We start from the raw sequence: 21590 nt of genomic DNA on the forward strand, positions 1-21590 counted from the left end.
GAGGGGTTACATCCCCAGGACGCGGCGTCCCTCGGGCGTCGCCATGTCCGCGCTCCAGGGCGGATCCCAGACGAGCACGACGTCCGCCGATGCGACCCCGGGCACGGCGAGGACCCGTCCGCGAGCGTCGGCCGCGATCGCCGGGCCCATGCCGCAGCCGGGAGCCGTGAGCGTCATCTTCACGCTGACGTGGACCGGTTCAGGCTGCGCAGGCGACCCGCCCCGCGACCCGCCCCGCAGGGGAGACCCGCCCCGCAGGGGAGACCCGCCCCGCAGGGGAGACAAAGTCAGGTCGTAGACGAGGCCCAGGTCGACGATGTTCACGGGGATCTCCGGGTCGTAACACTGCTTCAAGGCCCGCCAGACGTCCTCCTCGCTCGCGGGCCCCTTCGCAGCGGCCCTGGGCGCGGCGGGAAGTGCGGGAGCGTCGAGGCCGAGGGCGTCGGCGTCGTCGGCGGCGATCCGGAAGAGGCCGCCTACGGTCGGAGCCTGCACCGTGAACGAGCCGCCGAGGGACTGGACGAGGTAGACGGGGATTCCCTCGGGGAGCACGGTGCTCTCTCCGCTCGGGACCCTCACCGCGGGACTGTCGCGGTGGAGGAGGATCGCAGGGGTTCGCGTCACGACGCGTTCCGCGCCGGCGAGGCCACGGCGCGCAGGCCGACGAGGACGACGACGACGGCCGCGACCTCGAGGAGCGCGCCGGTCCCATACGGGCCCGCGGCGCCCCACTTGAACCAGACGTGCTCGCCCCAGAACGGTCCGATGATCCGCCCGAGCGAGGAGAGGGACTGGGCGGCGCCGAGGACCTCCCCCTGCTCGGCGGCGTCCGTCGAGCGGGAGAGAAGCCCGGCGAGGGCGGGGTTCGTCAGGCCGCTCCCGGCCGCCGTCATCACCACGAGGGCGATCAGCGCGCCGTTCCCCGGAACGAGGACGAGCCCGGCGAAGGAAAGAGCGAGGAGCGACGTCCCGATGCCGATGAGCCGCGCCTCGCCGAGGAGCGGAACGAGGCGCCGGATGAGCCCCCCCTGGACGATGGCCGCGGTCACGCCGATCAGGACGAAGAGCCAGGAGACCGTCGACGGGTCGTGCCCGAAGCGGCTCCGTGCGAACTGCGCGAACGTCGCCTCGAAGTTCGAGAACGCCGTCGTGTTCAGGAGCGTGACGATGAGGAGCGCTCCGACGACCGGGCGGCGCAGGCCGGCGAGCGCGGCGCGCAGGGGGAAGTAGCGCCGGGTCTGCCGGGCAGCGGCACTCGCGGGGCGCGTCTCGGGCAGGCCGAAGAAGGCCCACACGAAGGCGACGAGCGAGAGTCCCGCGGCGACGAGGCCGGGAAGAGCGGGGCTCACCTTCACGGCGAAACCGCCGATGGCCGGGCCGAAGACGAAGCCGAGGCCGAAGGCCATGCCGACGAGGCCCATGCCGCGCGCGCGGTCGCCCTGCGGCGTCACGTCGGCGATGACCGCCTGCGCCGTGCCGATGTTGGCGCCCATGATGCCGGCCAGCGTGCGCGACGCGAGGAGCCCGGCGAAGGAACCCGAGAACGCGAAGAGGAGGTAGCTGAGGAAGCTCCCGAAGAGGGAGAAGAGGAGGACGGGGCGCCGCCCGATCCGGTCCGAGAGCCTTCCGAGGAGCGGGGCGAAGAGGAACTGCATCGCCGAGAAGCTCGCCATCAGCACCCCGAAGGCGAGCGGCGACGGGTCGTAGGCCTCGGCGTAGAGCGGGACGAGCGGGATGACGATGCCGAAGCCGACGAGGTCGATGAAGACCGTCAGGAAGACGACGGCGAGGGGGGAGAGGCGCCGGCTCACTCTGTGGGTTTCGCTGGGGCCCCGGAGACGGAGACGGCCCCCGGACGGGGGCCGTCGTCCTCTCGCGGGGCGATCCGGCTCAGGCGAAGCTCTTGCCGCAGCCGCAGCCGCCGCCGGCGTTCGGGTTCTCCACGGAGAAGCCCGCGCCGCGGAAGTCCTCGATCCAGTCGACGGTGGAGCCGTTGAGCTTCATCGCGCTCGTCTTGTCGACGAGGACCTGGATCCCGCTGACGGCCAGGACGTGGTCCGTCTCCTTCGCGTCGTCGAAGGTGAACCCGTACTGGAAGCCGGAGCAGCCGCCGGCCTGGACGAAGACCCGGAGCGCCTTGCCGCCCGCGTCGGGCATCTTGGCGGCGAAGTCCTTGACCTTGTCGACGGCACGGTCCGTGAGGCTGAGAGCGAACGTCTCCTGGACGGAGACGGTGGCGGTGTTGAGTGTCGTGGACGCCATCGGTTCCTCCTCGCGGCCCCGCCAGGCGGACGGCATGGAGCCACGAACCTTTCATTGTCGCTCCGAGTCGCGATCGGCGTCAACGCGCCTGTCAAACCCCGGACAGCAAGATCCGGACCAGATCTTCGGCGTCCGCACAAAATCTAGTGGTCCTTACTACAACACCCACGACATGTTGCGTTCGCTCCCCCCGTTCTCATAGAATTCCTCATCCCACATAACGGAATTCCACAAGGGAGTCTGCCGTGACCGCTTCTGCCGATCGCTCCGCCGCCCAGACCGCCACCCACACCGGATCGGAGCCCGCCGCCGCCCGTTCCGGGCTGCGCGGCCTCACGTTCCGCCGCCTCTTCAGCGACGGCGTCACGCACCCCTTCGACGCCATCGACTGGGAGCTGCGGACCGCCGCGATCACGAACGACAAGGGCGAGGTCTTCTTCGAGCAGAAGGACGTGGAGGTTCCGAAGTTCTGGTCGATGACCGCGACGAACATCGTCACGCAGAAGTACTTTCACGGCAGGGCCGGGACGCCCGAGCGGGAGCGCTCCGTGCGGCAGCTCATCGGGCGGGTCGTCGAGACCATCACGGGCTACGGCTCGAAAGGGGGCTACTTCCGGACCGCGGCGGACCGGGACGCCTTCCGCGACGAGCTGACGGCGATCCTCGTGAACCAGGCGGCGAGCTTCAACTCCCCCGTCTGGTTCAACGTCGGCGTCGAGGTCAAGCCCCAGGCTTCCGCGTGCTTCATCAACGCCGTCGGCGACTCGATGGGCTCGATCCTCGACCTCGCCAAGACGGAGGGGATGCTCTTCAAGTTCGGCTCCGGCACCGGCTCGAACCTCTCCTCCCTGCGCTCTTCGACCGAGTGCCTCTCCTCGGGCGGCATTGCCTCCGGCCCCGTCTCGTTCATGAAGGGCTTCGACAGCTTCGCGGGGGCCATCAAGTCGGGCGGCAAGACGCGCCGCGCCGCGAAGATGGTCATCCTGAACGTCGACCACCCCGACGTCCTCGAGTTCATCGACTGCAAGGCGAAGGAGGAGCGCAAGGCGTGGGACCTCATCGAGGCGGGCTGGGACGGCTCCTTCGGCGGCGAGGTCTACAACAACGTCCTGTTCCAGAACGCGAACCACACCGTCCGGGTGACGGACGAGTTCATGCAGGCCGTGGAGGCGGGGCGGGAGTACGCGTGCCACGCCGTGACGACCGGTGAGCCGCTCACCACCCACGAGGCCCGCGCGGTCCTGCGCCGCATGGCCGAAGCCGCCTGGATCTGCGGCGACCCGGGGATCCAGTACGACACGACGATCAACCGCTGGAACCCCTGCAAGGCCACGCACCGGATCAACGCGTCGAACCCCTGCTCGGAGTACATGTTCGTCGACGACTCCGCGTGCAACCTCGCGTCCCTGAACCTGATGAAGTTCGCGAAGGAGGACGGGGGCTTCGACGTGGAGAGGTTCCGCCACGCCGTCGACGTCGTCTTCGCCGCGCAGGAGATGCTCGTCGACGAGGCCTCCTACCCGACGCCCGCCATCGAGAAGAACTCGCACGACTTCCGGCCGATCGGGCTCGGCTACGCCAACCTCGGCGCGCTTCTCATGTACAACGGTCTCCCGTACGACGGCGACGCGGGCCGCGCGTGGGCGGCGGCCGTCACGAGCCTCATGCACGGGCAGGCCTGCCTCACGTCCTCGCGCATCGCGTCGGAGGTCGGGACGTTCCGGGTGTACGAGCCGAACCGCGACGCCTACCTCGCCGTGATGGGGATGCACCGCGACGCAGCGGCCCGGATCTCCCGCGCGGGCGTCCCGAAGGAGCTCTACGAGGCGCAGCTCGGCGTGTGGGACCTGACGCTCGAGTCGGGCCGGCAGCACGGCTTCCGCAACGCGCAGGCGACCGTCCTCGCCCCGACCGGGACCATCGGCTTCATGATGGACTGCGACACGACGGGCGTGGAGCCCGACCTCGCGCTCGTCAAGTACAAGAAGCTCGTCGGCGGCGGGACGATCAAGATCGTCAACAACACCGTCCCGCACGCGCTCCAGCGCCTCGGGTACACGGACGCGCAGGTGCACGCGATCGTGGCCTGGGTCGACGAGAAGGGGACGATCGAGGGGGCGCCGGACCTCGAGCCGGACCACCTCCCCGTCTTCGACTGCGCCTTCAAGGCCGTCGGCGGCACGCGCTCCATCGGCGCGATGGGGCACGTGCGGATGATGGCGGCCGTCCAGCCGTTCCTCTCCGGGGCGATCTCCAAGACGGTGAACCTCCCGCCCGACGCGACCGTCGAGGACATCACGAACGTCTACCTCGAGGGCTGGAAGCTCGGCCTCAAGGCGATCGCCGTCTACCGGGACGGCTGCAAGAAGACCCAGCCGCTCAACACGGCGGCGAGCAAGAGCGACGACGCGGTGAAGGGGACGAGGGGCGTGGCCTCGACGACGGCCGTCCCGGTCGCGGCCCCCGCGCAGGGGCCCCGCCGCAAGAAGCTGCCCGACGAGCGCCGCGCCCTGACCCACAAGTTCTCCGTCGGCGGCCACGAGGGGTACATCACCGTCGGCCTCTACGAGGACGGCAACCCGGGCGAGATCTTCCTGACGATGGCGAAGGAGGGATCGACGATCTCGGGCCTCATGGACGCCTTCGCCACGGCCATCTCGCTGACGCTCCAGTACGGCGTGCCGCTCGAGGCCCTCGTGGAGAAGTTCAGCCACATGCGCTTCGAGCCGGCGGGCTACACGAAGAACCCCGAGATCCCGATCGCCAAGAGCCTCGTCGACTACATCTTCCGCTACCTCGCGTCCCGGTTCCTGACCGCGGACCTGAGGGCGAAGGCGGGGGTCATCGCGCGCGAGGAGAACGGCAACGGCAACGGCGGGCCGTGGGCCCAGATCCAGGTCGCGCCGCCGCAGCGCCCCGCGGGGACGGGGGCCCAGGTGCAGACCTTCGAGAACAGCGCCGACGCCCCGAGCTGTCACCAGTGCGGGCACCTCATGGTGCGCAACGGGGCCTGCTACAAGTGCCTGAACTGCGGCGAGACGAGCGGCTGCAGCTGAAATGATCCCGGGGGACCCGTTTCCACGCGGGTCCCCCGGACCCCTCCGCCGCGGTGAGGAGGCGGCCTGCGGCCGCTACAGCTGTTGTCGGGATGGGCGGCAGCTCGCGGCCGCTGCGCGCAGCGCCCGCGCAGCCGCTACGGTTTCTTGCCGAAGAGCTGGTCGAAGGCGGAGCGGGCCTGGTCCGGCGTGTCGGTCGCCTTCCGGCCCGTGAGGTCGAGCGTGACGGCGGGCTCGTAGAACGTGCACGCGTTCGCGCGCGACTTCGCGGAGATGGGGGCCGGGATCGGCTGCCGGCACTGGAACTGGGCTCCGCCGTCGAAATGCCGGCACTGCGCGCAGGCGTGGAGAGGCGTCCCGCACTTGGCACAGACGGCCGCCGGGGCCACCGCCGGGTCGTTCTTCTCGCCGCAGCCCCGGCAGCGGAAGACCTCCACGCTCGGGCGCCCCGCGCTCCTGCCGCGCGGAGCCCCCTCGAGGCGCGCCGGGCGATCGTCGGAAGGACCCTGCGGACCGCGGGGCTCGGAAGGGCCTTTGTCCTGGTAGCCGCGCTGGCGGTATCTGCGGTCCATGGGCGTCTCCTCGCCCGGGAGCGTGCCGCAGCGGGGCGCGGCGAGTCAACGCGGCGTTACGCCGCGGCGCGGGGTATCGTTGCCGGCCTGTAAGGAGACCGCGCCGATGAAGCTGGTCCTGCGCATCCTCATCAACGCCGTCGCCCTCGGGGCCGCGGCCTACATCGTTCCCGGGATCCACGCCGGAAGCGTCACGTCGCTGCTCCTCACGGCGCTCGTCTTCGGCGTCCTGAACGCGCTCGTGAGGCCGTTCCTCAAGCTCCTCTCCTGCCCGCTCCTCGTCCTGACGCTCGGCCTCTTCACCTTCGTCCTGAACGCCGTCATGCTCCTGCTGACCGCGCGGCTCGGGCAGCTCTTCGGAATCGACTTCAGCGTCGCCGACTTCTGGACGGCGTTCCTCGGCGCCCTCGTCGTGTCGGTCGTCTCGGTCCTCCTCTCGTGGGTCCTCATCGACGACGGGAAGCGCGACCGGCCTTGACAGCCGGGTTATCGTTCCCTTCGTCGTGACCGTGCCGGCGTCCTTCCCCTCGTTTACGGCTTTCGGCGGCGTCTATACGCCGTCCGGCGGAGGGGTGGGCGTGTAGCTCACGGCGGACGAACCGGACCATCCGGAAGCCCCCCTCCCCGAGACGGTGGAGGGGGGCTTTTGGTTTTCGACGAGATCCCGAGGAGGACCCGATGACGAACCGGAACGAGACGAACGAACCCCTGGAACGATGCGAACGGCGCGTCCTGTGCGCCGGCTACCAGGGCCGGGAGGGCTCCTTCGGGGCCCGGGCGGCGGCGATGAGCGGCCGACCGGTGGCGCTGCCGACGTTCCCGGCCCTCCTTTCGGCCCTCGTCTCCGGAGAGGTCGACGAGGCGCTCCTCCCCGCGATCGACCGGGTCATCGGCCCGGTCGTCGAGGCCCTCTTCCCGCTCGGCCAGACCGTCGACGCCGGGGCCCGCCTCGTCGTCCTGGGCGAGGTGGAGATCCCCATGCGCCTCGTCCTGGCCGTGCCCCGCGGCCTCGACCTCGAGGCCGTCACGGAGGTTCACTCGCAGCCTCCGGTCCTCAGGCAGTGCACGGCCCTCCTGGCGCGCCTGGGAGCGCGTGCCGTGGAGGAGGCCGACACCGCCGACGCGGCCGTGCGCGTGGCGCGCCTCGGGGGACCGCGCGCCGCCGTCTGCTCGGAGGAGGCGGCGCTCGCGGCGGAGCTCGTCCCGCTCCTCGAGGACGTCTCGGACCTGCGGCCCAACGGCACGGTGTTCTGGCGGCTGGCGAGGGAGAACGCGTCCGGCGGCGAGACGGCCCCGTTGCGCGTCCTTCGCGTCACGACGGAGCGCCTCGCGGCGCACCTGCGGCAGGCGGGGCTCGAGGTCGTCTCCTCCGGCCCGGGAGCCGGCTTCGCGGTCGTCCCGGAGTCGTTTCTGCCGGCGGTGGCCGCCGCCCTCGGCGAGTCGAAGGCCAGGGGCGCGGTCTGGCTCGGGCCCTCGCCCGAGGTCGCGCGCCGGCCGCGGATCGAGAGCCTCCCGCGCGCGACCGACCTCCTCCCGCCGACGGTCGTCTCCGTCGGCGGGTTCCGTGTCGGCGGAGGGGCCCGCGCGGTGATCGCCGGGCCGTGCGCCGTGGAGTCGGAAGAGCAGGTGCAGAGGCTCGCGCGGGCCGTGGCGCGGGCGGGGGCGACGGCCCTGCGGGGGGGCGTCTTCAAGCCGAGGACCTCCCCGTACGCGTTCCAGGGCCACGGCCTGCAGGCGCTGCACTGGCTGAAGGCGGCGGGCGAAAGCGTCGGGCTTCCCGTCGTCACCGAGGTGATGGCCCCCGCGCAGGTCGGACCGGTCGCCGAGCTCGCGGACGTCCTCCAGATCGGGGCGCGCAACTGCCAGAACTACGACCTCCTGAAGGAGGCCGGCGGGGCGGGACGCCCGGTCCTCCTCAAGCGCGGATTCGGGACGACCGTCGCCGAGTGGCTCTCGTCGGCCGAGTACCTCCTCGACGCGGGGTGCGAGGGCGTGATGCTGTGCGAGCGGGGAATCCGGACGTTCGAGAGCTCGACGCGCGGGACGCTCGACCTCGGGGGGCTCCTCGCGGCCCGCCACCTGACGCACCTGCCGCTGCTGGCCGACCCGTCCCACGCGTCCGGCCGCAAGGAGCTCGTGCCGGGCCTGGCCCGCGCCGCCTGGGGCGCGGGGGTCGACGGCCTGATCATCGAGGTCCACGACGCCCCCGAGTCGGCGTGGTGCGACGGCCCCCAGGCTCTCCTGCCGGAGGAGCTCGAGCGGCTCTGCGACGACTTCGGCCTCCTGCCGGGAGCGACACCGTCCATCGAGAGGGTGAGAACGGCGATCGATGCGGTCGACCGGGAGATCGGCCGCCTCGTCGTCCGGCGTCTCGAGCTCTGCCGGAGGGTCGCCGGTGCCAAGCGCGCCGCCGGCGTGCCGCTTCGCGACGCGGTGCGCGAGGAGAGCGTCACGGCGCGCTACCTCGAGACGCCGGGGATGGACGAGACCTCGGCCCGGCGCCTCGCGGATTCGCTCATCGCGATGGGGCTCACGGCGGAAGGGTGGACGCCGGACGTCGCCGCCCCCCAGCCGCTCACTCCCCGATGATCTTGATGAGGACCCTCTTGGACCGCCGCCCGTCCCACTCGCCGTAGAAGACCTGCTCCCAGGGCCCGAGGTCGAGCCGCCCCGCGGTGATCGCGAGGACGGCCTCGCGCCCCATGAGCTGTCTCTTCACGTGGGCGTCGGCGTTCTCCTCGCCGGTGTCGTTGTGCCGCCACGAACGGACGGGCTCGTGCGGCACGAGCGCCTCGAAGAAGCGCTCGAAGTCGGCGAGGAGGCCCCTCTCGTCGTCGTTGACGAAGACCGAGGCGGTGATGTGCATCGGGTTGACGAGGCAGAGACCCTCGGCGACGCCGCTCTCGCGGATGGCGGCCTCGACCTCGGGGGTCACGTTCACGAAACCGATCCGCTTCGGAACGTGGAAGGTGAGCTCTTTGCGGTACGACTTCACGGTCCCCGCCCTCCCGGTCGGGGCCGGGTTGCGATATCGTCTCCGTCATGACGGAAACCGTCGAGGAACGCCGACTTTTCGCCGATTTCCTGAGGCGACGCGGGCTCAAGACCACCCGCGAGAGGACCGCCCTCTTCGAGGAGATCTTCGCCACCCACCACCACTTCGACGCCGACGACCTCGTCGTGCGGCTGCGGGGAAAGGGAAAGAAGGTCAGCCGGGCGACGGTCTACCGGACGCTCGACCTCCTCTACGACTGCGGCCTCGTCTCGCGCGTTCGTCTGAACGACGAGAAGTACCGCTACGAGAGGCTCCTCGTCGGCGAGCACCACGACCACCTCGTCTGCACCTCCTGCGGCGGCGTCATCGAGTTCGTCGATTCGCGCATCGAGGAGCTGCAGGATGCGGTCTGCCGGAAGTACGGCTTCGCGGCGACGACGCACTCGCACCAGATCCGCGGGGTCTGCGCCGAATGCCAGGTGCGCGATGGGAAGTCCCGCGGGTCCACGCCCGCGTAAAGGGGGCGGATGGCCCCCGCGATCGTCTGGTTCCGGAGGAACCTGCGCCTCGACGACAACCTCCCGCTCGACGCGGCCATTCGGGCGCACGACGGGCTGGTTCCGGTCTTCGTTCTCGACGACCACTACCTGACCGAGGACTATTCCCCTCCCCGGCTCCGGTTCCTCGCCCAGAGCCTCCGCGAGCTGGAATCGGACCTCGCGGCGAGGGGTTCCCGGCTTCTCTTCCGGAGAGGGCCCACGGGCGAGGCTCTCGCGGCCCTCGCCCGAGAGACGGGCGCCGATGCCGTCTACTCGCACCTCGACCACGAGCCGCACGGGACCGCGCTCACGAGCGAGGTCCGGACGGCCCTCTCCGCTCAGGGAACGAAGCTGAGCCTTCTCCCCGACCTCCACCTCGTCCCGCCCGGGTCGCTGCGGACCGAGGCGGGGAAGCCGTTCGCCGTCTACACCCCGTTCTCGCGCCGCTGGCGCGAGGCGGACAAGACGGCCCCCGTTCCCGCGCCGTCGCGGGTGGCCACGCCGCCCGCCGTTCTCGATCCCCGCTTCCCGTCGATCCCGATGTCTCGACCCCGCGGCTTTCGCGCCGAGGGTGCGCCCGCGAACCCGGCCGGCGGCTCCCGCGAGGGCAGGAGGCTCTGGGACGCGTTCCGCGCGAGCGCGCTGTTGTGTTACGCCGGGGCGCGGGACCTCCCCGGCGTCGAGGGCACGTCCCGGCTCTCGCCGCACCTGCGCTTCGGGACGGTCGGCATCCGCCGCCTCCTCGCCGAGGCGCGGGCCGGGTGGAAGGACGCCGGCGCGGCCGGCCGCGGGTCGATCGACGTCTTCGTCGGCGAGCTGGCGTGGCGCGAGTTCTACGCGTCGATCCTCGCGGCGTTTCCGAGGCTTCTGACCGAGAGCTTCCGGAGGGAGTTCGAGGCCTTTCCCTGGGTCACGGGAGACGAAGAGGAGGAACGTTTCGCGGCGTGGTGCGGCGGGCGCACCGGCTACCCGATCGTCGACGCGGGAATGCGGCAGCTCGCGCACGAGGGGTGGATGCACAACCGCGTCCGGATGGTCGTGGCCTCCTTCCTGACGAAGCACCTCCTCGTCGACTGGCGGCGCGGCGAGGCGCTCTTCCGGGCGCGCCTCGCCGACGGCGACCCCGCCTCCAACAACGGCGGCTGGCAGTGGTCCGCCGGCTGCGGCACCGACGCGCAGCCCTTCTTCCGGATCTTCAACCCCGTCCTGCAGGGAGAGCGGTTCGACCCGGACGGGACGTACGTGAAGCGCTGGGTCCCCGAGCTCGCCGACTGGAAGCGCGCGGGGAAGGACCTCCACGCGCCGTGGCGGTCCTCTTCCCCACCTCCGGGCTACCCCGCCCCCATCGTCGACCACGCCCAGGCCCGGGCGAAGGCGCTCGCGGCCTTCGCGACGATCAGGGCCGTGCGCTGACCGCGTTCCCGGCGAGCGGGAGCGCATCCACGGGGACGCCGTGGAGGACGGCGTATGCCGCCTCGAAGAAGAGAACCCGTTTCACGTAGTCGCGGGGCTCGAAGAGCGGCATCGCTTCGAGGAACTCGTCGGCGGCGAGGCCGGGGGCCTGCCTGCGCCAGCGCTTCGGCCGCCCGGGTCCGGCGTTGTAGCCGGCGAGCGCCGCGATCCGGTCGCCGTCGAAATCGCGCAGCATCATCGCGAGGTAGCGCGCCCCGAGCTTCACGTTCACCTCGGGGTCCTTCAGGTCGGGCCGGCCGCGCCTTTTCTCCTGGCGAAGGAGGTAGCGCCCCGTGCCCGGCATCACCTGCATCAGGCCGGTGGCGCCCGCGCCGGACCGGGCCGCGGTCTGGAAGAGGCTCTCCTGGCGGATGACGCCGTAGACGAGCGCGGGCGGCAGGCCGTTCGCCGCGGCCTCCCGGACGATCAGCGCCTCCTGCCGGAAGGGGTAGTAGGCGCGGCGGACCGCGAGAGGCACGGCTCCTTCGTCCGGTGTCCCGAGCTCGGGCCAGCGGGACTTCAGGAACGCCGTCGCCCGACGGAATTCGTCCCGCTCGGCCGCGCAGGCGGCGAGGAAGAACGGGTCGGACGAGCCCTCCGACTCGGCGGCGTCCTCGGCCAGGGAGGCGAGCCCCAGGCCGAGGAGCTCCCGCGACGGCAGCGACGGAGCGTCGGGGCGGAGGAGGTGGAGGGAGGCCGGCCGCGAGGTCTCGACGAGGAGCGCGGCGGAGACGGGAACGCCGATGCGCGCTCCCGCCCAGCGGGCGTAGAGGTCGGGAACGGCGGTCGTGACGAGGGAGGCGTAGAGGGATCGCGCGGGGACTTCCCGCCCGGCCGCTTCGAGGGAGCGGGCCGCCCAGTAGGTCGCCCGCCGGCGGACCGCGACGTCGCGGTAGAGGGCCGCCTGCCGCTGGAACGCAGCGGCTGAAGACCGGAGCGCCGCCGGGGCGCGCGAGAGGGTGGGAAGGAAGGCCGAGCGGAAGAGGTCCTCGGCACCGAGCGTCGTCGTCGGGTCGATCGCGAGCAGCGCCGGCAGGTGGCGGAGAACCTCGTCGTAAGAGCCGAAACGGGCGGCAGCGCGAATCACCTCCGTCAGGACCCGGCGACGGTCCTGGAGCTCGAGGGAGCGGGCGAGCAGGCCGTCAGCCCGTGCCGCGAGGGCGCGATAGGCCGTGACGGTTTCCGCCGGAGGCCCGGCGCGCGGGGTCCCTGGAGCGGGAGGCGGGCGCGCCGGGGCCTTCTTGCCCTTCGCGCGTCGAGAGGAGGGCCGCGGAGACGGCTCGCCGAGAAGCCGAAGTTCGGCCGCCAGGAGGATCGACTCGATCCGAAGCCGCTCGGCGTCGCTGCGTCCGGAGACCGCTGGCGGCTTTACGAGCGCGTCCCGCGCCGCCTTCGCGCGCCCCCCGGCCAGGAGCAGCGCTGCGGCGTCGAGACGGAAACCCGGGGTATTCGCGAGCGGGAGTGCCAGCTCCGCGGCAGCGGAAGGGAGACGGGTCGCGAGAGCTCCGGCCCGGAGGAGCCTCAGCTCAGGTCCTCCGCGCGTGACGGTCTCCCAGAGGAGCGTGCGATCCGCCGGCTCGAAGAGGTCGGGGGCCGACTCGGCGGCACCCGGAAGGTCGCGGACGAGAGCCGCCATCCGCGCCGTCGCCTCCGCGCGCGTCGCGGCCGCGCGGCTCCGGCCGAGCGCGGAGGCGATCCGCGCCCTCTCGGTTCCTGGGGAACGGTCTGCCCAGGCGTCCCAGGCGGTGCGGACGGCCTGCTTCTCGGCGGGCGTCCGGGCGATGCGGGAGGCGGAGAGCAGGGCGGCGCGGGCGAAGGTCTCGGAGCGGGCGTCCCGCGCGAAAGCCAGAAGGCGGGTCACGAGCCCGACGGCGGCGGCGCCGGGCCGCGTGCGCCGCGCCTCCACGTCGAGCCCGAGCCAGTGGCCCAGGTCGGGGAGGCCGAGAGGACCGGCGTCGAGGCCGGCGGAAGGTGGCGGAGCCTTCGAATCTTCCGCGGCGACGACCTCCCGGGCCAGGGAAGCGCGGAGGGTGAAGAGACCCGCGCCTGCGAAAGTGGCGAAGGGGTCGGCCATCCCCTCGCGCGCACCCCGCCGGGCCGCCGCGAGGGCCTCTTCCCGGGACGGCGCGACTCCCCCCGCAGCGCCGGCCAGAAAGGCCGCCGCGAGCAGGAGCGGGGCGTACCGAAAGGACGTCAGGAGGGGACCGGGCCGAGCGCTTCCGGCTTGCCCTCGGCGAGGATCCGGACGAGCTCCTCGTGGAAGAAGTCCGCCGTGGCGCGAACGTGCTCCGGGGTCCTCTCGGCGTAGACCTGCCGGCTCCGTTCGATGTCGTCCTTCAGCCGGACGTAGAGGTCGCCCGCCGCGCGTCCCTCGGCCACCTTGCGCTCGTTGTAGAGCTTGATCTCGGAGACGAGGAGGCGGGCGATGCGACGCGCGTCGTCGACGGCCCGCTGCGGGTCGTCGGTACCCCGCAGCGAGCGGGCCCGCGGAACGAAACCGGGCGGGGGCGCGACGGGCGCGGAGGGGGACGCCGCCCCGTCGAGGACGGAGGCGGTGGCCGGCGGCGCCACCGGGGCGGCCGGGGCGACGACCGGAGGAGGCGCCGGCGGCGGTACCGGCACGGCGGTCTTGATCTGGTCGAAGGCCATCGTCAGGTCGCCGCGGTTCGGGGGCGGCTCGGGCGACGGCTCGGGAGTCGGCTCGGGAAGGGGCGTCGGAACGATGCGGGAAACCGGGACGGGCGTCGGCGGTGCCGTGGCCGGCCGCGGGATCGCCTGGAGGCCGAGGGCCGCCGCGCTGCGGGCGCCGGAGGCCGTGAGAAGGTCGATCCCGGAAAAGCCCGACGGCTCCTTCTTCTTCGCGGTGGCCGATTCCTCGAGAGCGCGCAGCGCTTCGCCGGCGTCGGTGATCCGCCGGGTCCTTCTCGCGCCGCTCGGGTCGGTCTGCTCGAACAGCGAACGGCCGACCGGCTCGGGAGGAGCCTGGAGCGACGCCGAAAGGGGCGGGCGGTCCGGAGGCGGAACGGTCGGGGCGACGGCAACCGCCGGCGGGGGCATGGGCGGGACGGGAGGCATTGGCGGAGCCGAGGGCGCCGCGAACGGTTTGTCGTCGAGGGCGAACTCGGCCGGCGCGGCCGCGGGCTCGGGGGTGCGGAAGACGGCGATCTCCTCCCCGCGTGGCGTCAGCGCCGGGGAAGGGATCTTCTTGCGGGCCGCCAGGAGGTCGACCGAGAGGCCGGTGACGAACGTCAGGACCTCGAGCGCGGCCGCGTTCAGCCGCCCCTCCTCGCCGGGCAGCTCGTCGGCGCACAGGACGCCGGCGATCCGGTCGCGAATCACCATCGGGACGAGGAGGGTCCGGGCCGGTGGATGCCCGCCGAGGCCGCTGCGCAGCGGCGTCCCTTCGGGCGGCGGCACCGCGAGGATCGGCTTCTCGGCCTTCAGGCAGGCTTCCACGAACGGGTCGTCGCCCACGCCGAAGTCGAGCGACTTGACGGCGTCGTCGCGGCCGCCGGACGCGTCGAACCCGAGCGCCTTCCAGCCGCTCAGCTTCTCGTTCCTGAGGACGAGGAGGGCCGCGCGGGAGGAGTGGACCTGCGCCTCGGTCAGGAACCGCGTGAGGACATCGACCTGAGTTCGCGCCCCTTCGATCGACGAGATCGACCCCTTCACGAGCCCCCAGTCGGGCGCTGCGGCCGGGCCGGGAACCGTGACGGTCACCGTCTCGATGACCTTTTCGACGACCTTCTCGACGATGCGCTCCGCCGGGGGCGCCGGCGGAACGGCGTCCTCGAGGAGGGCCGCGACGAGGTCTTCCGGGAAGAGGTGCTTCGCCTGCGCGGGGATGCTCTCCGACGCCTTCGAGATCAGCTCGTTGATCTCGTTGCGGGTGTCGGCCAGCTGGGATTTCCAGCTTGCGAGGTGATCCTCGAGCAGGGTCGAGAGGGATTCGATGAACCGGCGGTTGGCGACGGGGTCGACAGGCATGACACGCCTCTCCTGGAAGCCTTACGGGGTCGCGAGCGGGCATTATAGTCGCCCTGCCCGCCCGGTGGACCGCATCTCCTGCCGGAGTTGACGGGGGGCGACATGGTCCGTAAACTCACAGGTCCGCCTCGGTCCGGCCCTCCCGGCCGGTCCACTCCGGGCCCGAAAGGGGTGATTCTCAGGTGCCGTTGATCCACGTCAAGGAGGACGAGTCCTTCGAGAACGCGCTGCGCCGCTTCAAGCGCAAGTGCGAGAAGTCGGGGATCCTGTCGGAGCTCAAGAAGCGCCAGCACTACGAGAAGCCGTCCACCAAGCGGAAACGGAAGGCAATCGCCGCACGCAAGAAAATGCTGCGGAAGCTGGCCGAGGAGCGCCGTACGGGAGTCTGATCCCGGGGTGTCCTTTCGATGATTCATACGGAAGTCGACTGGCCCGGCGTGCTACGGCTCGCCGGGCGTTTCTGTTCTTCGGAGCGGGGCCGCGAGCGGCTCCTGGCTGCGGCGCCGTCCGGGAATCCCGAAGAGGTACGCCGACGCGCCGGAGTCACCCGCGACCTCGTGGCACGCGCGGGGCTTCAGCCCCCCGTTCGCATCTTCAGCCTCGACGAGGCCGCTCCGCTCGTGTTCCGGCTCGGCGCCGCGGGCCAGGCCCTTCCTCCGGACGAGCTCCTCGATCTCTTCGGTCTCGTCGAGCGCTCCGAGGAGGCGCGCCACGCCGTTCCCGTCGAAGGGCTCGACCTTCCCGACCTGGCTGCCCTCCTCGGTCCGCTCGGCGACCTCGAGAGTCTCCTCGGCGAACGCGACGTCGTGTTCGAGCCCGACGGCCGGATCCGCGACACCGCCTCCGCCCGCCTCTCCTCGATCAGGGCCTCGATCGTCCGCCTGCGCCGTGAGGTCGTCAGAAGGCTCGAGGAGCTCGTCCGCGCGCGTCCCGACGTCCTCGCCGACGAGTACGTCACGGAGAAGGGGGGCCGCTACTGCCTCCCGGTCCGCTCCGACCGGCGCGAGAGCGTCGCCGGGATCGTCCACGAGAAGTCGGGCTCGGGACAGACCCTCTTCGTCGAGCCGCTCGCCGTCGTCGAGGCGAACAACGCCCTCTCCGAGGCCTTCGAGGAGGAGCGCGAGGAGATCCACCGGATTCTCGTCGCGCTCACCGCGCGCTTCTCGGCGAGAAAGACCGAGCTCCACGCCGCCGTGGAGATCCTCACCGAGCTCGACGGCTACCAGGCCCGCGCCGAGCTGGCCCGCCGCTCGGCGGGCGTCTTCCCCGACACGAGCGGCCCGCTCGTCCTGAAGAAGGCCCGGCACCCGCTCCTCGACCGGCGCCTCGCGCCGCTGCGCGAGGAGGTCTTCGGCGAACGGGCCGAGGAGCGCGGTTCCGACGCCGTGCCGCTCGACCTCGAGCTCGACGTGGGGCAGCGCCTCGTTCTGCTTTCCGGACCGAACGCCGGCGGCAAGACGGTCGCGATGAAGACGGTCGGCCTCTTCGCGCTCCTGGCGCAGTCGGGCTTCGCCGTCCCCGCCGACCCGGGAACGTCGCTCCCCGTCTTCGACCGCCTCCTCGTCGTCGCGGGAGACGCGCAGGACCTCCTCGGAGACCTCTCCTCCTTTGCGGGCGCGATGACCCGCACGGCCGCGGCGTTCGCCGCCGCGACGCCGCGGAGCCTCGTCCTTCTCGACGAGCTCGGAAGCGGCACCGACCCCGACGAGGGGGGGGCGATCGCCACGGCGGTTCTCGAGGAAGACCTGCGCCGGGGAGGGCTCACCATCGCCACGACGCACCTGGCCTCCGTGAAGGAGTGGGCGCACGGCCGCGCCGACGTCCTCTCGGCCGCGATGGAGTTCGACGAGAGCGTCGGGCGCCCGACGTTCCGCGTTCGCCCCGGCGCCACCGGGCGCTCGCGAGCCCTCGCGGTCGCCGAGCGCTCCGGCATTCCGCGCCGCGTCCTCGACGCGGCCCGTGCCCGGCTCGGCTCGGGCTGGGCCGCAGCCGACGCGGCGCTCGAGCGGCTGGAGACCGAGACCCGGAAGGCGCGGGAGGAATCGGAGAAGCTCCGGGCCGAGTCTGCCGCCCTGGCTTCCTCGCGCGACGCGCTCGAGAGAGAAGCGTCGGCGCTCGCCGTCGAGAAGCAGCGCCTCCGCGAGCGGGCGAAGACGGAGATCGACCGCGCCCTCGTGGCGCTGCGCGAGCGGACCCGCCGCGAGCTCGACCGGATCCGCGAGGAGGCACGCGCCGGGCGCGCCGTCTCCCGCGGCGCGCTCATGACCGTCGTCGGCGAGGCGCGCAAGGACGCCGAGGCGCTCTTCGAGATGGCGGCACCGCCCGAGCCCGCCGGGCCCGTCGTCGTCGGCGAACGGGTCAAGGTCATACCGTTCGGGACGACCGGAAAGCTCCTCGTCCTCGACGAGGCGAAGGGGCAGGCGGAGGTCGAGGTCGGAGGCAAGCGGATGAAGGTGGCCGCGGCAGACCTCCGCCCCGTGACCGGAGTCGCGGCGACGACGCCCGCGTCGAAGTGGGCCCCGTCCCCCCGCGCGAAGGACCCCGAGCCGACCGCAGCGAAGAGCACACCACCCACGAAGGACATGGCGCCGCGGGGAGAGATCGTCCTCGTCGGCCTGCGCGTCGACGCGGCTCTTCCCGAGGTCGAGCGGGCGATCAACGACGCGCTCCTCTCCGGAAAGGGGAGCCTGCGCGTCGTCCACGGCTTCGGGTCCGGCCGCCTCGCCGCCGCCGTCCGGGAGTTCCTCGGCGAGCATCCCGGCGTCGCGAGCCACCGACCCGGCGACGCGCAGGAAGGTGGCGACGCGGCCACCATCGCCGTTCTGGCGGACTAGCGGAATGAACGCCGCCCCGGTCTCGTTCCGAAGCTGAGAGCCACTTGGACGCCTCCTACGAGATCACCGACGACCTCAAGCACGACGTCCTCGCGGCGACCGACCTCGTCGCGCTCGTCGGCGCCGTCACCGGCCTGAAGAAGGCGGGCAACTCCTGGAAGGGGCTCTGCCCGTTCCACGGCGAGAAGACCCCCTCCTTCCACGTCCACCCCGACAAGGGCTTCTACTACTGCTTCGGCTGCGGGGCCAAGGGCGACGCGATCACGTTCGTCCGCGAGACCGAGAAGCTCGAGTTCCCCGAGGCGGTCGCCTACCTCGCCCGCCGTGCGGGGATCCCGCTCCCGACGCGTCGCTCCGGCTCCCGTGCCGACCGGGCGAAGGAGACGCGCGCCGCCGAGGCGCTCCTGGCCGCGGCGAGGTTCTTCCGGGAGGAGCTGCCCCGCAACGCCGCGGCGAAGGCGGTTCTCGAGGGACGCGGCGTTCCGCGCGAGGAGTGGGAGCCACTCGGCTTCGGGGCGGCCCCCGACGCGTGGGACGGCCTCCTGCGCGCCCTTTCGGGCACCTTCACCGAGGACGTCCTCGTCGAGGCCGGCCTCCTCCAGAAGAACCAGGACACGGGGCGCGTCTACGACCGCTTCCGCAACCGCCTGATCCTCGAGATCCGCGACGCGCGGGGCGAAGTCCTCGCGTTCGGCGGCCGGGCCCTCGGAGACGACCCGGCCAAGTACATCAACAGCCCCGAGACCGCGCGGTTCACGAAGGGGAAGGTCCTCTACGGCCTCGACCGCGCCCGCGAGGGGGCGAGGAAGAGCGAGAAGCTCGTCCTGTGCGAGGGGTATTTCGACCGGATCGCGTTCGAGAGGGCCGGCGTGCCGTGGGCCGTCGCGTCGATGGGGACGGCGCTGACGACGACGCAGGCCGACCTCCTCGCCCGCCAGGCCCCCGCCGTCGTCGTCGCCTACGACGGCGACCCGCCGGGTCTGGCGGCGGCCTGGAAGGCCTTCCCGCTCCTCGTCGAGCGGGGCGTGAAGGTCTTTCACGTCGCCTTCCCCGGGGGGCACGACCCCGATTCCTACCTTCGCGAGCACGGCGCCGAGGCCCTTCGCGAGACGGTCGAGAAGGCGCGTCCGCTTCTCGACGTCCTCGCCGCGGCGGTCCCGCCGGCTTCGAGCGACGCGTCGGAGCGGGCGGCGAGAATCAACGAGGCGAAGGGGATCCTGTCCGTCGCGCCCGACCGGGTCTACAGGCACGAGCTCCTCGCGGCGTTCTCCCGGGTCAGCGGGGTTCCGCTGGAGCTCCTTCACGACGGGAGCCGGAGAAAGCCGGTCCGCAGGCCCGAGGGCGAGACGTCGGACCGGCCACCGGTCGCCCGGGCCGTCCCGGAAGCCGAGGAGAGGGTCCTCGCCTTCCTTCTGGCCACCTGGCCAGCGGGGGTCGAGATCGCGACGAAGCTGCCGCCGGATCTCCTCTCCCACCCCGACGCCCGGGAGCTGGTTTCGTACCTCAAGTCATTGGGTTCGAAACCGGATGCCCTTGATTTTTCCGAACTTCAATCCCATCTTGGGGGCGGCGCGGGGGTGCTGGCGGCCCGGCTCCTCCTGTCGGATCCGCCTCAACTGGACCAGAAACCCGCTGCTCCCTACCTGGAGAAGCTACGCAAGCCACTCCTCCAGCTGAAGATAAGACGACTCGAGGAGCGCGGGGTCGAATTGCAGCCCATGATTGCCGCCGCCGAAGCCCGGGATGACCGGGACGGGCGGACTGCCCTTCTCGCCGAGAAGCAGAAGCTTTCCGAGGAGGTGCGTCGTATGAAGCAGGAGCTACGCCGCCCGGACGAAGGCCCGGGCTGACAGGGGTGAACGTGACGGTCGAAGAAAAGCATCCGGAGCTGCGCGGGCTGATCGCCCTGGGGAAAGAGCGGGGATACCTGCTCTACGACGAGATCTTCCACGCCCTGCCCGAGGACGTCGCCAACACTCCCGACGAGCTGGACGACGTCTACATCCGGCTGGGCGACTTCGGGATCGAGATCGTCGACGTCCCCGAGAAGGCGACGCCCAAGAAGGACGGGGCCGCCACCTCCGGGACGGCCCTTCCCGACCTGACGGCCGTCGAGAAGACGAACGACCCGGTCCGGATGTACCTGCGCGAGATGGGGACCGTGAAGCTCCTCGACCGCGAAGGCGAGGTCGAGATCGCCCGGCGGATCGAGAGGGGAGAGGCCCGGATCTACCAGGCCCTCTCCACGAACCGGATCGTCCTCGAGGAGATCCTCCGGATCGTCGAGGCCGCCAAGAAGGACAAGAACGTCGCGCGCGGGTTCCTCGAGTTCGCCGCGGCGGCCCTCGAGGACTCCGAGGAGGTCGACCCCCGGACCGCCAAGCGGATCGAGGAGGTCCTCTCCCACTTCAAGAAGATCGCCAAGCTGGACGGCGAGCTCCGCAAGCTCCAGGAGAAGAAGAGGGCGGCCAAGGCGGCCAAGAAGCCCGCGAAGGCCTCGGCGAAGAAGGCCGCGGCCAAGCCGCAGCCCGCCGTCGACCCGACGGTCGACCGGCGGATCTCCGAGATCGCGCGGCTCATCCACGCCATCGACTTCACCCCGGCGACGTTGCAGAGGATGATCAACATCCTCAAGGACATCGACCGGCAGTTCGCCATGCCGGAAGCCCAGATCCGTCAGGACCTCGCCAACCTCAAGAAGGAGAAGAACGAGGTCCGGATCGACTTCTACAAGCGCCGCGTCGCCAAGTACCGCGTGCTGCTGAAGGAGCACGAGGAGAAGTACGGCGTCGCGCACGACGAGATCCGCAAGACCCTCCGGCAGATCCGGGACGGGGAGGAGGAGGCCGACCGGGCCAAGCAGGAGCTCATCGTCGCGAACCTGCGCCTCGTCGTCTCCATCGCCAAGAAGTACACGAACCGCGGCCTCCAGTTCCTCGACCTGATCCAGGAGGGGAACATCGGCCTGATGAAGGCGGTCGAGAAGTTCGAGTACCGCCGCGGCTACAAGTTCTCGACGTACGCGACCTGGTGGATCCGCCAGGCGATCACCCGCGCCATCGCGGACCAGGCCCGGACGATCCGGATCCCGGTCCACATGATCGAGACGATCAACAAGCTCACGCGGACCCAGCGCTCGCTCGTCCAGGAGCTCGGGCGCGAGCCGACCGCCGAAGAGATCGCCAAGCGGATGGACATGCCGGCGTCGAAGGTCCGCAAGATCATGAAGATCGCCCAGGAGCCGATCTCCCTCGAGACCCCGATCGGGGAAGAGGAAGACAGCCACCTCGGCGACTTCATCGAGGACCGCAACGTCGTCTCGCCGATCGACGCGGTCATCGTCGCGAACCTGCGCGACCAGACGCGCCGGACGCTCAAGACCCTCACGCCGCGCGAGGAGCAGGTCCTGCGGATGCGCTTCGGCGTCGGAGACGGGGCCGAGCACACGCTCGAAGAGGTTGGCAAGAGCTTCAACGTGACGCGCGAGCGGATCCGGCAGATCGAGTCGAAGGCGCTCCGCAAGCTCCGCCACCCGTCGCGGGCCAAGAAGCTGCGGCCGTTCATCGACGTCAACGTCTGAGTCTTTGGACAGGGGAAACCCGGACCGCCGGGTTTCCCCCGTACCCCCTTCCGCGCGGTAGGGCTGCTCGCTTCGCTCGCACGGAATGGTTGGGACCGCCGAGCGGCACGGCCGCGAGGTGAAGTCGAAGCCAACCTGGACCGCCGGGTCCCCCCGGACTCAGCGGTCCCGCCGCGCGTGATATCCTGCGGATGCAAGTGGGTCCGTAGCTCAGCGGTTAGAGCCACCGGCTCATAACCGGCGGGTCCTCGGTTCGAATCCGAGCGGACCCACCGGTTCGGGAGATTCAAACGGGCGTGCCACGAGACTTTGA

The 21590-nt window shown here is 71.5% G+C and carries 16 protein-coding genes and 1 tRNA gene; 10 read left to right on the plus strand and 7 right to left on the minus strand.

The features are described 5' to 3' along the window. Positions 1 to 6: 6 nt before the first annotated feature. The 3 genes from IPN03_07285 to IPN03_07295 all read right to left on the minus strand — a co-directional run bounded on the left by IPN03_07285 (position 7) and on the right by IPN03_07295 (position 2262). Positions 7 to 624, minus strand: coding sequence for a DUF59 domain-containing protein (locus IPN03_07285; GenBank protein ID MBK9373530.1), 618 nt, complete (start codon positions 622 to 624; stop codon positions 7 to 9). Continuing rightward, a complete protein-coding gene (locus IPN03_07290; GenBank protein ID MBK9373531.1) occupies positions 621 to 1811 on the minus strand; it encodes an MFS transporter in 1191 nt (396 codons plus the stop codon). The genes IPN03_07285 and IPN03_07290 overlap by 4 nt, the downstream gene beginning before the upstream one ends. 79 nt (positions 1812 to 1890) lie before the next feature. Then, a complete protein-coding gene (locus tag IPN03_07295) occupies positions 1891 to 2262 on the minus strand; it encodes an iron-sulfur cluster assembly accessory protein (GenBank protein ID MBK9373532.1) in 372 nt (123 codons plus the stop codon). 245 nt (positions 2263 to 2507) lie between these two features. Between IPN03_07295 and IPN03_07300 the strand changes: the two genes are divergently transcribed. Beyond that, the gene (locus IPN03_07300; protein ID MBK9373533.1) at positions 2508 to 5318 is read left to right on the plus strand and encodes a vitamin B12-dependent ribonucleotide reductase; all 2811 of its coding nucleotides are present in this window, start codon (positions 2508 to 2510) and stop codon (positions 5316 to 5318) included. 137 nt (positions 5319 to 5455) lie between these two features. Here IPN03_07300 and IPN03_07305 read toward each other — a convergent pair whose 3' ends face one another. After that, positions 5456 to 5890 (minus strand): hypothetical protein, encoded by a 435-nt coding sequence (locus tag IPN03_07305; protein MBK9373534.1) that lies wholly within the window; start codon positions 5888 to 5890, stop codon positions 5456 to 5458. Between the two features lie 106 nt (positions 5891 to 5996). Between IPN03_07305 and IPN03_07310 the strand changes: the two genes are divergently transcribed. Next, complete coding sequence (locus IPN03_07310) at positions 5997 to 6368, plus strand: phage holin family protein (protein MBK9373535.1); 372 nt, start codon at positions 5997 to 5999, stop codon at positions 6366 to 6368. Positions 6369 to 6568: 200 nt separating this feature from the next. After that, entirely contained in the window at positions 6569 to 8479 is a 1911-nt protein-coding gene (gene aroF, locus IPN03_07315) for a 3-deoxy-7-phosphoheptulonate synthase (protein ID MBK9373536.1), read from the plus strand. Here the strand turns inward: aroF and IPN03_07320 are convergent. Continuing rightward, positions 8466 to 8885 (minus strand): YjbQ family protein, encoded by a 420-nt coding sequence (locus IPN03_07320; GenBank protein MBK9373537.1) that lies wholly within the window; start codon positions 8883 to 8885, stop codon positions 8466 to 8468. The genes aroF and IPN03_07320 overlap by 14 nt on opposite strands. Positions 8886 to 8932: 47 nt before the next feature. Here IPN03_07320 and IPN03_07325 point away from each other — a divergent pair, with 47 nt between their 5' ends. Next, the gene (locus IPN03_07325) at positions 8933 to 9403 is read left to right on the plus strand and encodes a transcriptional repressor (GenBank protein ID MBK9373538.1); all 471 of its coding nucleotides are present in this window, start codon (positions 8933 to 8935) and stop codon (positions 9401 to 9403) included. 9 nt (positions 9404 to 9412) lie between these two features. Next, positions 9413 to 10837 carry a deoxyribodipyrimidine photo-lyase gene (locus tag IPN03_07330; protein ID MBK9373539.1) on the plus strand — a complete coding sequence of 475 codons (1425 nt, stop codon included), beginning with the start codon at positions 9413 to 9415 and terminating at the stop codon, positions 10835 to 10837. Here IPN03_07330 and IPN03_07335 read toward each other — a convergent pair. Next, on the minus strand, positions 10821 to 12950 hold the full coding sequence (locus tag IPN03_07335) for a lytic transglycosylase domain-containing protein (GenBank protein MBK9373540.1): 2130 nt from the start codon (positions 12948 to 12950) through the stop codon (positions 10821 to 10823). The genes IPN03_07330 and IPN03_07335 overlap by 17 nt on opposite strands. 119 nt (positions 12951 to 13069) lie before the next feature. Next, positions 13070 to 14863 (minus strand): GAF domain-containing protein, encoded by a 1794-nt coding sequence (locus IPN03_07340; protein MBK9373541.1) that lies wholly within the window; start codon positions 14861 to 14863, stop codon positions 13070 to 13072. Between the two features lie 182 nt (positions 14864 to 15045). On the opposite strand from IPN03_07340, the gene IPN03_07345 reads away from it, so the two are divergent. The 5 genes from IPN03_07345 (at position 15046) to IPN03_07365 (ending at position 21549) form a co-directional block, all read left to right on the plus strand. After that, complete coding sequence (locus IPN03_07345; GenBank protein ID MBK9373542.1) at positions 15046 to 15252, plus strand: 30S ribosomal protein S21; 207 nt, start codon at positions 15046 to 15048, stop codon at positions 15250 to 15252. 18 nt (positions 15253 to 15270) lie between these two features. After that, entirely contained in the window at positions 15271 to 17697 is a 2427-nt protein-coding gene (locus IPN03_07350) for a Smr/MutS family protein (protein ID MBK9373543.1), read from the plus strand. Between the two features lie 44 nt (positions 17698 to 17741). Next, the gene (locus IPN03_07355) at positions 17742 to 19547 is read left to right on the plus strand and encodes a DNA primase (GenBank protein MBK9373544.1); all 1806 of its coding nucleotides are present in this window, start codon (positions 17742 to 17744) and stop codon (positions 19545 to 19547) included. Positions 19548 to 19552: 5 nt separating this feature from the next. Next, the gene (gene rpoD, locus IPN03_07360) at positions 19553 to 21277 is read left to right on the plus strand and encodes an RNA polymerase sigma factor RpoD (protein MBK9373545.1); all 1725 of its coding nucleotides are present in this window, start codon (positions 19553 to 19555) and stop codon (positions 21275 to 21277) included. Positions 21278 to 21476: 199 nt separating this feature from the next. Beyond that, a tRNA-Ile gene (locus tag IPN03_07365) sits at positions 21477 to 21549 on the plus strand. Positions 21550 to 21590: the final 41 nt, after the last annotated feature.

Source organism: Holophagales bacterium (genome assembly GCA_016719485.1).
Taxonomy (GTDB): Bacteria; Acidobacteriota; Thermoanaerobaculia; order UBA5066; family UBA5066; genus UBA5066.